Consider the following 12615-nt stretch of genomic DNA (forward strand, 5'->3'; position numbering starts at 1 on the left):
TGACCTTTGTTGTGTTCTGACAATCTGTGTTCTTAAGCAACCTGTTTCGCCATCGCTTCCAGCGCCAGATCATACCCTAAGGAACCGAACCCGCAGATCACACCGGCTGCAATGGGCGATATATAGGAATGATGGCGGAAACTCTCCCGTCCGAAAATATTGGACAGATGCACCTCAATAACCGGAAGTTCGCTTGCGAGCAAGGCATCATGCAGCGCAACCGAGGTATGGGTATAGGCACCGGCGTTTAAAATGATGCCCTTATGGCTGGTCCTGGCCCCTTGGATCCAGGTCACCATTTCACCTTCGATATTGGATTGGCGGCAATCGGCCTCCAGTCCCAATTTTGCTGCTTTTTCAACGCATTTGGCATTGAGGTCGTCCAATGTCTCACGGCCGTAAATCTCCGGCTCGCGCAGGCCGAGCATATTGAGATTGGGGCCATTGAGGACAAGGATTTTGGCTGCGTTCATCGGGTCCGGCGTCCCTTCAGGTTCGAGAATGGCTTGCATATAGCACGGGAAATTCATGTCGAAAACCGGCGCTTTCAATTTTTCTTGCCCGAATCATCGTCTATAACCATCTCTGAGGCACCCGCATATGACTGGTCATTGACCCGATATGGTGTAGCGGGGAAGAGGATTGGAACAGGATTAATCATGACAAAAACCGTTGCGCCCTATGGCAGTTGGCCTTCCCAAATCACGACTGATCTGCTGACCAAGGGGGCGGTGTCGCTCGGTCAGATTGCGGTCGAGGATGGTAAAGCGGTATGGACGGAAATGCGCCCGTCCGAAGCCGGACGCAGTGCCTTGGTGACCGAAGGCGCGGATGGCGGGTTGAAGGATCTTATTTCCGAGCCGTTCAATGCCCGCAGCTGGGTCCACGAATATGGGGGCGGGGCATTTGCCGTCGGCGGTGATGTTGTCTGGTTCATCGACCCCAAAGAAAAGGCGTTGATGCGTCTGAAGCCGGGCCAGAGTCCGGAACGGGTCCTGGCAAAAGCGCGCACGGCATTTGCCGATTTTTTGATTGATGAAAAACGGCAGCGCCTGATTGCGGTCAGCGAGACTCTGAACCCGGATTCTGAGGCCACCAACCAGCTTGTGGCGATCGGCTTTGACGGCAGCCTGGAGGTTCTTGCCAAGGGGGCCGATTTCTACTGTGCGCCCAAATTGTCGCCGGACGGCGGACGGCTGGCCTGGATCCAGTGGCATCATCCCAACATGCCTTGGGATGGCACGGAATTGGTGGAAGCCCGCCTGGATGAAGCAGGGCGGATCACGGGGCAACGCATTGTCGCAGGTGGGGCAGAGGAATCTGTTTTCCAACCGGAATATAACCATGCCGGCCAGTTGCATTACGTCTCTGACCGATCAGGCTTTTGGAATATCTACCGGGATGGCGAGGTGCCGCTTCATTATGCCTTCGAAGCGGAATTTGGCCTGCCGCACTGGATTTTCGGAATGCGGACCTATGGCTTCCTTGAGGATGATACCATTGTCTGTACCTATTCCGAGAAGGGTGAATGGCGGCTGGGACAGTTAGATCCAGCGACCGGCAGCTTAAGCGGAATGGACATCCCCTGGTGCGGTTTTGACAGTTTGGTCTGTGAAGGGCGCAAAGCCTGGTTTGTGGGCGCGCGGGCGGACCGGCCTGATGAGCTGGTGGAGTTTGATATCGATAGCGGTGCGGGAAGGATCCTGCGCAGTGCGGCCGAATTGGATGTGCCCGCGGGTGATATTTCCATCGGCCAGGCCGTCGCCTTCCCGACAGATGGCGGCGATAGCGCTTATGCCTATTATTATCCGCCCTCGAACAGTGGTTTTGAGGGGCCTGCGGAAGAGAAACCTCCGCTCATTGTGCGCAGTCATGGCGGGCCGACCGGCCAGTCCACCCGTGGGCTGTCGTTGAAATATCAATATTGGACAAGCCGCGGGTTCGCTGTGTTGGACGTGAATTATTCCGGCAGCACCGGTTATGGCCGGGCCTACCGCGAACGGTTGAATGGCAACTGGGGCGTTGCGGATGTCGCCGATTGTGTCAATGGCGCGCGCTATTGTGCGGATAAGGGTTGGGCGGATCCGGACCGCCTGATCATCGCTGGGGGCAGTGCCGGGGGATACACGACCCTTTGCGCGCTTACCTTCCAGGATGTATTCAAAGCGGGCTGCAGTTCATATGGGATCGGTGATTTGACAGCGCTTGCCAATGACACCCATAAATTTGAGAGCCGTTATCTCGATAATTTGATTGGCCGCTGGCCGGATGACGCGAGTATTTACCGGTCTCGATCACCACTCAATGCGACCGAGAAACTCAACTGCCCCATTCTTTTCCTGCAAGGGGAAGAAGATAAGGTCGTTCCGCCGAATCAGGCCGAAAAGATGGTGAATGCCCTCAAGGATAAAAACCTGCCGGTCGCCTATTTGTTGTTTGAGGGCGAGGGGCATGGGTTCCGCAGGGCCGATACCATCCGGCGCGCCCTGGAAGCGGAATTATCCTTTTATGCGCAGATTTTTGACTTTCAACCGGCTGAAAAGATTGATCGCTTGGACATTGATAATCTTTGATCGGATGATGGATAGGGCTTTTTTGAGCCGTCATTCGGGCTTTGCTGGAAAATGTTCTAAATCAAATTTTAGGGGTGTCTTGAATTTATGCTAGAATTCCCCCTAAAGGGGACTGTATTAAGGTCTCAGTGAAAATATTGCTGTGGTAAGGAGCTACGAATGACCCAGTTTGACGATATCGAAAAGGCCCGGGAAGCCAAATTCAGCCATGAACAGGAAGTTGAGTTCAAGGCGATTATGCGGCGCAATAAGCTGATCGGTCTTTGGGCTGCTGACGAAATGGGGCTGACCGGTGCGGATGCTGATGCCTACGCAAAGACCATCATCGATATCGATTTCGAAAAAGTCGGCCATGAAGACGTCGTGCAGAAATTGCTCGCCGACATGCTGGCAAAAGGGGTTGAGACCTCTGATCATATCGTTCGCAAACAGATGGATGATTTGCTGGTTGAGGCAAAGAAACAGCTGGCCAGTGCGGCAGACTGACGCTGACAATACAGTCTGATTGACAAAAGCCCGCCTCTTGCTGAGGCGGGCTTTGTTGTTAAATGTCCGAACATCGGCTTTATCCGCTGTTGGGCGGAACATCCATCACATCTTCAATCACCCCCTCATCCACGACGATCTCTTCATCTTCCTGAAGGGTGGCGGCGGGTCTGGAGATGGTCAGGACATTATAGGAATGAACATCGGTCGGACCGATTCCGACAATTTCCCGCAAATCCCGATCCGGAGCCGCGCTGGCAACCGCGACAGCAGCCAGGGCGGCTGCTTTGGCCGGTGGATGGTCGATCTGCCGGGCAGCCCGCAGGGCCAGATCGGTCTCATCCGTTTTGGCGGCGGCAACAGCGACGCTGGTCAGGGCGTCGAATTTGGGCGCGCGGAAACTGCCATCGGGCGCACGATCCTCCATGGCCTCTCCCTGCGGATCTGGCAGGCGCGCGGAAGTGTCAAACGCGGACAGGATATCGCCGACTGCGATCTGACTTTGGGCGATATTGGCCAAGGCCAGAGGGTAGGCCGGGTTTTTCTTGTTCAGCCAGGCGATGGTCCAGGCGCTGCTGATGGTGCGGTTGGCATCATCATGCAGCCCGCGGGATGCTTCGGCGGTGGCAAGGTAGGTCAATGCGTTGACCCGTGACAGGTTGTCGGGGATTGCCCTGGACAATTCCCGAGCGCGTTGGAAGACGACGGAATCCGATTCTGGTGTGCCAAAGCGCAACTGAATGGAGAGGACGGATTTCAAAGCCTGTGGCAGCAATTCGGGAACCGGTTCGAAACCTGTGGGTTCCAATGCCTGTAGCAAAAGTTCGCTGGCCTCTACCCGTTTGCCCTTTTCACCGACATGGCGAGCGATCTCTGCAAAGATCGGCGCGCGCATGGAAATGAAGGGAATGTAATTCAGCAGCACCTTTGCTTCATCATATTTCTTCTGCCGCATCATGATCAGACCCATGCCCATGAGAGCCTTGGCCTGGATACGGCGATCCGTGATCAAACCGGCGGTGTTGAAGGCATCGGCATAGCGACCAATGGCCGTTTCGTCCTTGAGGATCTGAGCATATACGGGAAAAGCGCGTTCCGGATTGGTTTCCAGCAGCATCTGTTCCTTGGCCAGGATGAAAAGCGAGATACCTGCATCCGGATCCCCGGTTTCACCGAGGGAGCGGGCCACGGAGCTTAGTGCCAGGGCACGCTCGCTGCCTTCCGGGATGAGGCGCAGCATGGCCATGGCGCGCGCCTGATCGCTGGCAAAGGTATAGCCGGACGCGATGGAGGCAAAGGACCGGTTCCGGGCGGCGGGCTGCTCAATCTTCTCCGCCTGGGATTTTGCAAATTCCAGCGTGAGGGTGGCACCTGCCTTGTCATCTGCGCGGGTCTGGTTGCGGGCAATGCCGACAAAGATCCGGACCAGTCGGAGGCCTCGGCCTTTCAGGTTCTTGGCCTGTTCAAAAGCCTGGCGCAGAACCCGCGCGGCAACCTCCTTGGTGGCTTTGTCGTCCTCCATCGCGGCGGTCTGGGAGGCGGCGGCCGCATCCTGGAAGGCTTGCAAGCGGGTAAGCACGCTGGGAATCTTGCGGGTGGTTCTGATGGCCGATTCCAGATCACCATATTCCGCCTGTTTAACGGCGATCAGGCGCAGAAGCTCGCTGGCCCGTTTCAGACGCCCGGCGACCTCAACCTTTTCTGAAGCTAGTTTGAGATAGTTTTTTGCGCCTTCAATATCCCCCTTGTCGTGGAGGTAAACTGCAATCGATCGATAGGCACGGGCAACCCATAGGCTGTCGTCGATCCGACCGGCCTCTTCCAGGGCCTTATCCATTTCGTCCCGGGCCAGCATGGCCCTGACCAGCCCTTCCAGGGCCTGGCCGACCTCATCATCGGTTTCCAACTGCAGGGCGGCAAAGCGCAATTGCAGCATGGCATCCTGCATCACGCTCTGGGTCAGCGGGTCAATCTCCGCATTCTGGGCCAGGGCGGGCGCGCTCAGGGGCGGCAGGGCAAGGGGGGCAATGAAAAGGCAGGCACCCAACAAGGATGCCCGCCCAAATTTCAAAATCGGTTTACCGGCGGAAAAACCATGTCCCGCCGTTTGAAAATTACTTTTCGAAAACCCGTTTGAAGATCGTATCCACATGCTTAGTGTGGTACTCCATATCGAACAGGCTGTCGATTGTCTCGTCGGACAATTTTGCACTAACTTCCTCATCCTGTTTCAGAAGATCCTGGAAGGACTTACCAGTCTGCCAGCTTTCCATGGCATTTTTCTGAACCAGGCGATAGGCATCTTCACGGCTGACACCATGCTGGGTCAGCTGCAGCAAAACACGCTGGGAATTATGCAGTCCGCCCAACTGGTCCAGGTTCTTCTGCATATTCTCCCCATATACTACCAGATTTTCAACCACGCTGGTAAGGCGGGCCAATGCAAAATCCAGGGTCACGGTGGCATCCGGGCCGATCATGCGCTCGACCGAGGAATGCGAGATATCCCGTTCGTGCCACAGCGCGACATTTTCCATGGCCGGAACCACCGCGGAACGCACAAGGCGAGCCAATCCGGTCAGGTTCTCGGTCAGCACCGGATTGCGCTTGTGCGGCATGGCGCTGGACCCCTTTTGGCCCTTGGAGAAAAACTCTTCCGCTTCTCGCAATTCAGTCCGCTGCAGATGGCGGATTTCAACGGAGAGGTTTTCAATCGAGCTGGCAATTACGCCGAGAACGGCAAAGAACATGGCATGGCGGTCGCGCGGAATGACCTGGGTGGAAACTGGCTCAACGGCTAAGCCCAGTTTTTCTGCAACATGGGTCTCCACGCTGGGATCGATATTGGCGAAGGTGCCAACAGCGCCGGAGATGGCACAGGTTGCGATCTCTGCCCGCGCGGCGGCCAGGCGGTCTCGACCGCGCTTAAATTCGGCAAAATGCTTGGCCAGTTTCAGGCCGAAGGTAACCGGTTCGGCATGAATGCCGTGGCTGCGGCCGATGGTGACAGTGTATTTATGCTCTTCAGCGCGCTTCTCAAGGGCCGTCAGCAGCTTGTCCATGTCGGACAGCAACAGGTCCGCCGCCTGGGTTAACTGCACATTAAGGCAGGTATCAAGAACGTCGGAAGAGGTCATACCCTGATGGACGAAGCGGGAATAATCGCCGATATGTTCCGACAGCTCGGTCAGAAAGGCGATCACGTCATGCTTGGTTTCACGTTCAATTTCATCGATGCGGGCGATACGCTCATCCGTGTAGGGCTTGTTACCATTGTCCCAGACGGCTTTGGCGGCCTCTTCGGGGATGACGCCCAGCTTGGCTTGCCCATCACAGGCATGGGCTTCGATTTCGTACCAGATTTTGAATTTGTTGGCGGGCTCCCAGATGGATACCATTTCCGGGCGGCTGTAGCGAGGGATCATCCGATGTCTCCTATCGATGAGGCTGTGCCGGGGCCTGTGGCTGATGGGCCGGTTGTTGCCGGTTCAGCAGGCTCTTGAAAAACGCGCTTGAGCCTATACGCGCGCAGACCCGAAAAATCAATCCATGGGGCAGAGACAGTGGCGGAAATAGGCAAGAAAGCCTGTTTTTCTGAGGATAAAAACAAAACCGGCCGGACTATGTCCGGCCGGAACTGCTGTTAGGCCCCGTTTCCGGGAACAGTTAAAATCAGTCGTCTGCCTGCAAATTATTGCGGAAAATCTGGCTGACCCGGTGATAAGCCTCGATATCGGCTTCGGTGATGCCGGCGCTTGCCAGGGCATTGATTTCGTCGATATAGGGCATCAACACCTCTTCGAGGCTGCGCGCCTTGTCGGTCAGGAAGATATTCACCTTCCGTCGGTCATCCTTGTTTCGGATCCGCTTGACCAGGCCGTTTTTCTCCATCGCGCGCAAGGCGACCACGGCCGTCGGGCCCATGATGCCCAACTCATCACTCAGTGCTTTCTGAGTCAGGCCGTCTTTACGCCACAGAACACGCAGAAAATTCCACTGGCCGATGGGAACGCCATGCTTTGCCAGCCGTTTTTGCAGGGTTTTTGAAAAAGCCCGATGTGTTATGCGAGCGGCGTAACCGAGACTCGTGTCCTGGTCGTTGGTCTGCTCGTTTCCTTCCCCCATGGATTTCCTTCCTTTCTTTGATACCTCTCAACATTCAGTTCGTTCTGTGGGCGATACCAACTGACGATTGAGGAGGTCCTTTATGTGTATCGCTGCTAGAATCGAATAAGGAATCTCAATCGCTTGTCAATATGAACATTAAGAAAAAATCCAAATTTTTCACCATTTTCTATGGGCTTGCACCTATGAGCCCATTCTTGAATGTCGGTATCACTCTACCATTAGGAATGATGCATTCTAACAGGAGTGACTGGACGTATATTCAACCTGACCGAGAATTCATCAAAAAAGCGCCGTTTTCTCCTGTTGGCGAATAGAGACCCAACTCTCTGTCGCATAAATTGAATAAAATGCCGCATTTATTAACTCAATAGTTTTGCAACCATTAGGGGTTATATCAAAAGTCGTCAGATGGCTCACGGTTTTTTTGGGGACTCAAACTGTTTTTTGACCGGGAAGGTGTGCTCAGATGATCGATCTGTGCGACTCAGGCACTTGCGGTTCGGACGACGGCTGATATCTTCCGCGTCATGACACCCTTCTCCAGGATGGGGCGCTTTCGCGAAGGAGTGAACGAATATGAAACCGGCCAACAGCATTCTTTCAGGATATGGCACAACTATTTTCACCGTAATGTCCCAGATGGCGGTGGAATACGATGCGGTGAATCTTGGGCAGGGGTTTCCCGATGTGGACGGGCCGGAGGATATTCGCAAACATGCAGCCGACAGCCTGATGATGGATAGCAATCAATATCCTCCCATGATGGGGCTACCGGATCTGCGGCAGGCCGTGGCCGACCATAACCGCCGCTTTTACGACCTCGATATTGACTGGCAAAGTGAAGTGATGGTGACATCGGGGGCGACGGAAGCCCTGGCAGATGCCATCTTCGGCCTGATTGAGCCGGGGGACGAAGTGGTGCTGATTGAACCGCTTTATGATTGTTACTTGCCGCTGGTGCGCAGGGCTGGCGGCATCCCGAAAACTGTCCGGATCGAGCCGCCGGCTTGGGATCTCGACCAGGCAGCCTTGGCAGGGGTCTTCTCCGAGAAAACCAAGCTGCTGATCCTGAATAATCCGATGAATCCCGCAGCGAAGGTTTTTAATGGGGACGAACTGGCCTTCATCGCAGGCCTTTTACAGCAGTATGATGCCTATGCCCTTTGTGATGAAGTATACGAACATCTGGTATTTGACGGGCGCGCCCATATCCCGCTGATGACGTTGCCGGGTATGCGCGAACGCTGTGTGAGGGTCGGATCGGCCGGTAAGACCTTTTCGCTGACCGGCTGGAAAATCGGCTATATCACCGCGCCCGCCAACTTGTTGCAGCCGATCGCCAAGGCGCATCAGTTCTTTACCTTCACCACACCACCAAACCTGCAAAAAGCGGTCGCCTATGGTCTTCGGCAGGATGATGGCTATTACCGTGCTTTTCAGGCAGACCTGGAAGCTAAAAGAGACCTGCTGGCATCCGGGCTCAAGGCACAGGGCTGGTGGGTGCCGGACAGCCAGGGCACCTATTTCGTATCGGCGGATATCACGCCTTTTGCCCGTGAGAGTGAGGATGACGTGGCGTTCTGCACAAGGCTGACCCAGGACGTCGGAGTTGCGGCGGTGCCGATCAGTGCCTTCTATGATAGTGATGCGCCGCGCAGCTTCATTCGCTTCTGTTTTTGCAAGCGGGAACCGGTGCTGCAAGAGGCTCTTGAAAAGCTTAGCGTCCTTAATACTTGATTTCCGAATCGTATCACGCTACCGTCTGAAAAGATTAATAAAGTGTTAACGAGCAAACGTTAACCAACGGGGGCACGCCAGAGGGGCGTAACGAAAGCCTTTTGAAAGGGCCGGTTTCGAAGCGTTGGATTGTCGCTGTTATACGGTATTTAGAGAAAAATGATTGGGGCGGGACTGAACTGAACCGTCGACAACCCGATAACAGCAGGGGCCTGTGCCAGGCCCAATGATCAATGCAGCCGGTGCAGGTGGCAGATGAATGATTCGGTGCGGGCATTAACAGCCTGGGCGGCAGTCGCCCTGGTCATGGTTGCCATTATCGGGCTGGGCGTTGGCATGAAGGAAGATATCCGCAAGGGGGTCTTCGTGCTACACAAGCTCTATATTCGAAATGTCGATAAACCGGTTGAGGAGAAGCGCACGGTTATGGAAACATGCCGCGCTGCGGAGACCCCCAATCACCGCTGGCGGTGGTATGCCAAGACCTATCCGTCGCCGACGATCAAATGGCAGCTGTTTGAAGTGAGTGGCCTGATCTGTCATGGCAACAGGAAGAGCTGGAAAGGCTATCCGGTCGATGACACCCAGATGAAATATTACGGTTGTTTCATGAGTGAGGTCGGCCTTTTCTGTCGGCCGGATGCGGATCCCAACCGCCATCCCAACGCCGAAGAGGTGCTGTGAGCGATTGCGGTTGCGGGCCGGTTCTTTGATTGTATCGGCACAAGCTTTTGCTTGAATCCGTCTTTTTATAGATTAGGTTTCCAGAAAGAACGGGCTACGGATGCAATATCCGAATAGGAGCCCGTCATCCGATCAGGAATTAAGGAAATCCGATGGCTGCACCCCTTGATACAGGCTATAGCGCCTGCCCTCACGACTGCCCCTCCACCTGTGCGCTGGAAGTGGAATTGAAGGATGCACGCACCATTGGTCGAGTCCGCGGAGCCAAGGATAACGATTATACCGACGGTGTGATCTGCGCCAAAGTTGCGCGCTATGCCGAACGCATCCATCACCCGGACCGCCTGACCCAGCCGCTGCGCCGGATCGGCCCGAAAGGGTCTGGTCAGTTTGAACCGATCGGCTGGGATGAGGCCCTGGATCTGGTGGCGGAAAAATTCCTGGCGGCGGAAGCGGAACACGGGGCCGAAGCGGTTTGGCCCTATTATTACGCGGGCACCATGGGCCATGTGATGCGTGATCGGATCATTGGTCTGACCCATGTGAAAAATTATTCCCGGCAGCATAACACCATCTGCACCGGCCTATCCTTTGCGGGTTATCAGGCGGGCAACGGAGCCTTGCGCGGGGCCGATCCCCGTTCCATGGCGAAATCCGACCTGATTGTTCTTTGGGGGACAAACCCGGTCAGCACACAGGTCAATGTGATGACCCATGCGGTGAAGGCGCGTAAGAGTAACGGCACGAAAATCATCGTTATCGACACCTATGAGACCCCAACGGCCAAACAGGCGGATGAGGCTTTCATTCTGCGGCCCGGCACCGATGGTGCATTGGCTTGCGCGGTGATGCATATCCTGTTCCGTGATGGTTATGCGGATCGGAAATATCTGGCGCAATATGCGGACCGCCCGGCGGATTTCGAAGTCCATCTAGCGGAAAAAACACCGGCCTGGGCCAGTGACATCACCGGCATGTGTGAAGCGCGTATTGAAGAGCTGGCAAAACTGATCGGGGAGAACCGGAAATCCTATTTCCGGCTGGGTTATGGTTTTGCCCGCTCGCGCAACGGCGCGGTTAATATGCATGCGGTAAGCTGTATCCCGGTTGTGACCGGGGCTTGGCAGCATGAAGGCGGGGGCGCGCTTCATTCCAACAGTGGTATCTTTAGCCTGGATAAAAGTATGATCACCGCGCTCAGCGCCAGGCAGGATGGCGTGCGCAGCCTGGACCAAAGCCGGATCGGTGCTGTTCTATGTGGGGATGCGGATGCCCTGTTCGGTGGCCCGCCGGTCAAGGCGATGTTGATCCAGAATACCAATCCCATGTCAGTGGCCCCGGATCAGAACCGGGTACGCGCAGGGTTTGAGCGTGAAGACCTGTTTGTCTGCGTTCATGAGCAGTTCATGACCGAAACCGCCCGGATGGCGGACATTGTTTTGCCGGCCACCATGTTTCTGGAACATGATGATATCTATACTGGCAGCGGCCATCAGAAATTGTTGCTGGGGCCCAAATTGGTGGCAGGGCCGGAGGGCTGCCGCAACAATCTGGAGGTGATCCATGCGCTGGGCCGTCGGCTGGGCGCGGATCATGAGAGCTTTGACTTTGATGCCAGAGGCTTAATTGATGTGACGTTGAAGGCCAGCGGTCGCGGCGACCTGGCCATCATTGAACGCGACCGCTGGATTGAATGCCAGCCGCCGTTTGAAGAGGCAAATTTCCTCAACGGCTTTGGGCATCCGGACGGTAAATTCCGTTTCGCTCCGGACTGGGCCGCGCTGACCGGCCAGGATCACGGGCCGGGCTATAAAAACACCATCCCGGAATTCCCCGATCATTGGCAGGTGATTGAGGAGGCGGATCTGGATCATCCTTTCCGTCTGGTGACGGCACCGGCTAGGAACTTCCTCAATTCCTCCTTCAACGAAACCCCGACCTCCATGAAAAACGAGGTCCGCCCGACCGTGATGATCCATGAAGAGGATGCCGGGGCGGCCGGGATCGAAGAGGGGGATCTGGTCGTCCTGGAAAACACCCGCGGCCGGGTGCGCCTTCATGCAAAGCTAGTGTCAGGCCAGAAACGCGGTGTTGTGATTGTGGAAAGCCTGTTTCCCAATGATGCCTTCGTCGATGGTGTCGGCATCAACGCCCTGACCGGTGCCGATGCCGGGGCGCCGGTGGGCGGGGCTGCTTTTCATGACAGCCGGGTGATGCTTACGGGGCCGGAAATTTGAGAGGTGGGAGCATCTGGGAATGGGATATTCAATTCATATTGAGCTTGAAAATGGTGAACCCATCGATCCGAACCAATGGAAACAGGCGGTCGATCGGCTAGAATATGTGCGGATTCATGCTGAAGCATTCGTGGAGGCGACCAACCCCAACACAGGGGAAGTCATCAAAATGCCTTTGAGCGGGTTGGATGCTGATGTCTGGAATCCAGGATCAAATCAATGGGAACTGGTTCTGTATTGGCGCAGCTGGGGCGCTGTTTCCGCTGCGATGCTGGCGGGGTTTGATCACCCAGACAATTATCTAAGATCCGTCATGCTGGATCTGGGTGAGCGCCCGGTGAACCCCACCTTGTAGGTTTTTGCGAATACAGTCAGGTTCAGCCTCAGATTTTCACAGGATTGAGGGTTTGACCATGACAGATGCCAGGAAGCGCGGCCGACAGTGGAGTATGGCGGCCAAGAAGCAGATTGTGCGGGAAGCGGCACATCCGGGCATCAGTGTCCGGGCAGTTGCTGACCGGCATAATGTCGATCCGTCCCAAATCTATGACTGGCGCAGGAAGTTTCCCGACGCTGCCGTTGATCCTGAACCGGTCAGGGAAGATGTGGCTGATTTCCTCCCCGTAGAGATCGGCCCTGGTCTTTCCCCTGGTGGATCCACTCCCCTTTATAATATGTCGATCACCCTGGCTGGTGGCCACCAGGTGATGGCCGGGCGGGATGTCAGCCCGGCGCTGATGGGTGCAGTGCTGGAGATGCTGGCAAGGCGA

The 12615-nt window shown here is 55.6% G+C and carries 11 protein-coding genes; 7 read left to right on the top strand and 4 right to left on the bottom strand.

The genetic code is table 11. From position 1 onward, the window contains the following. Positions 1-32: 32 nt before the first annotated feature. A complete protein-coding gene (aroQ, locus tag DFP90_RS14465) occupies positions 33-473 on the bottom strand; it encodes a type II 3-dehydroquinate dehydratase (protein WP_115937237.1) in 441 nt (146 codons plus the stop codon). A gap of 186 nt (positions 474-659) precedes the next feature. On the opposite strand from aroQ, the gene DFP90_RS14470 reads away from it, so the two are divergent. Both DFP90_RS14470 and DFP90_RS14475 read left to right on the top strand, forming a co-directional pair. Beyond that, complete coding sequence (locus tag DFP90_RS14470) at positions 660-2573, top strand: alpha/beta hydrolase family protein (RefSeq protein WP_115937195.1); 1914 nt, start codon at positions 660-662, stop codon at positions 2571-2573. Positions 2574-2732: 159 nt separating this feature from the next. Next, the gene (locus tag DFP90_RS14475) at positions 2733-3059 is read left to right on the top strand and encodes a DUF1476 domain-containing protein (protein ID WP_115937196.1); all 327 of its coding nucleotides are present in this window, start codon (positions 2733-2735) and stop codon (positions 3057-3059) included. A gap of 79 nt (positions 3060-3138) precedes the next feature. Here the strand turns inward: DFP90_RS14475 and DFP90_RS14480 are convergent, their stop codons facing one another. From DFP90_RS14480 to DFP90_RS14490, 3 genes are all read right to left on the bottom strand, one after another. Further along, on the bottom strand, positions 3139-5109 hold the full coding sequence (locus DFP90_RS14480; RefSeq protein ID WP_147301020.1) for a hypothetical protein: 1971 nt from the start codon (positions 5107-5109) through the stop codon (positions 3139-3141). A 64-nt stretch (positions 5110-5173) separates the two neighbouring features. Further along, the gene (purB, locus tag DFP90_RS14485; protein ID WP_115937198.1) at positions 5174-6484 is read right to left on the bottom strand and encodes an adenylosuccinate lyase; all 1311 of its coding nucleotides are present in this window, start codon (positions 6482-6484) and stop codon (positions 5174-5176) included. 247 nt (positions 6485-6731) lie between these two features. Next, positions 6732-7184, bottom strand: a complete 453-nt coding sequence (locus DFP90_RS14490) for a MarR family winged helix-turn-helix transcriptional regulator (RefSeq protein ID WP_115937199.1) — start codon at positions 7182-7184, stop codon at positions 6732-6734. 579 nt (positions 7185-7763) lie between these two features. On the opposite strand from DFP90_RS14490, the gene DFP90_RS14500 reads away from it, so the two are divergent. The 5 genes from DFP90_RS14500 to tnpA form a co-directional block, all read left to right on the top strand. Continuing rightward, positions 7764-8924, top strand: a complete 1161-nt coding sequence (locus DFP90_RS14500) for an aminotransferase (RefSeq protein WP_115937201.1) — start codon at positions 7764-7766, stop codon at positions 8922-8924. A 255-nt stretch (positions 8925-9179) separates the two neighbouring features. After that, a complete protein-coding gene (locus DFP90_RS14505; protein ID WP_115937202.1) occupies positions 9180-9608 on the top strand; it encodes a hypothetical protein in 429 nt (142 codons plus the stop codon). A gap of 152 nt (positions 9609-9760) precedes the next feature. Continuing rightward, entirely contained in the window at positions 9761-11845 is a 2085-nt protein-coding gene (locus DFP90_RS14510; RefSeq protein WP_115937203.1) for a molybdopterin oxidoreductase family protein, read from the top strand. A 19-nt stretch (positions 11846-11864) separates the two neighbouring features. Next, entirely contained in the window at positions 11865-12200 is a 336-nt protein-coding gene (locus tag DFP90_RS14515) for a hypothetical protein (RefSeq protein WP_115937204.1), read from the top strand. 58 nt (positions 12201-12258) lie between these two features. Next, on the top strand, positions 12259-12615 hold a 357-nt coding region (gene tnpA, locus DFP90_RS14520), incomplete at its 3' end, for an IS66-like element accessory protein TnpA (RefSeq protein WP_147301021.1).

Source organism: Aestuariispira insulae, assembly GCF_003385955.1.
Lineage (GTDB): Bacteria > Pseudomonadota > Alphaproteobacteria > UBA8366 > Aestuariispiraceae > Aestuariispira > Aestuariispira insulae.

Excerpts from the sequence above, each read along its gene's own strand:
- DFP90_RS14505 (WP_115937202.1), top strand. The coding sequence starts at position 9,180 with ATGAATGATTCGGTGCGGGCATTAACAGCCTGGGCGGCAGTCGCCCTG.
- purB (WP_115937198.1), bottom strand. The coding sequence starts at position 6,484 with ATGATCCCTCGCTACAGCCGCCCGGAAATGGTATCCATCTGGGAGCCC.
- DFP90_RS14510 (WP_115937203.1), top strand. The coding sequence starts at position 9,761 with ATGGCTGCACCCCTTGATACAGGCTATAGCGCCTGCCCTCACGACTGC.
- DFP90_RS14500 (WP_115937201.1), top strand. The coding sequence starts at position 7,764 with ATGAAACCGGCCAACAGCATTCTTTCAGGATATGGCACAACTATTTTC.
- DFP90_RS14470 (WP_115937195.1), top strand. The coding sequence starts at position 660 with ATGACAAAAACCGTTGCGCCCTATGGCAGTTGGCCTTCCCAAATCACG.
- DFP90_RS14515 (WP_115937204.1), top strand. The coding sequence starts at position 11,865 with ATGGGATATTCAATTCATATTGAGCTTGAAAATGGTGAACCCATCGAT.
- DFP90_RS14475 (WP_115937196.1), top strand. The coding sequence starts at position 2,733 with ATGACCCAGTTTGACGATATCGAAAAGGCCCGGGAAGCCAAATTCAGC.
- DFP90_RS14490 (WP_115937199.1), bottom strand. The coding sequence starts at position 7,184 with ATGGGGGAAGGAAACGAGCAGACCAACGACCAGGACACGAGTCTCGGT.
- aroQ (WP_115937237.1), bottom strand. The coding sequence starts at position 473 with ATGAACGCAGCCAAAATCCTTGTCCTCAATGGCCCCAATCTCAATATG.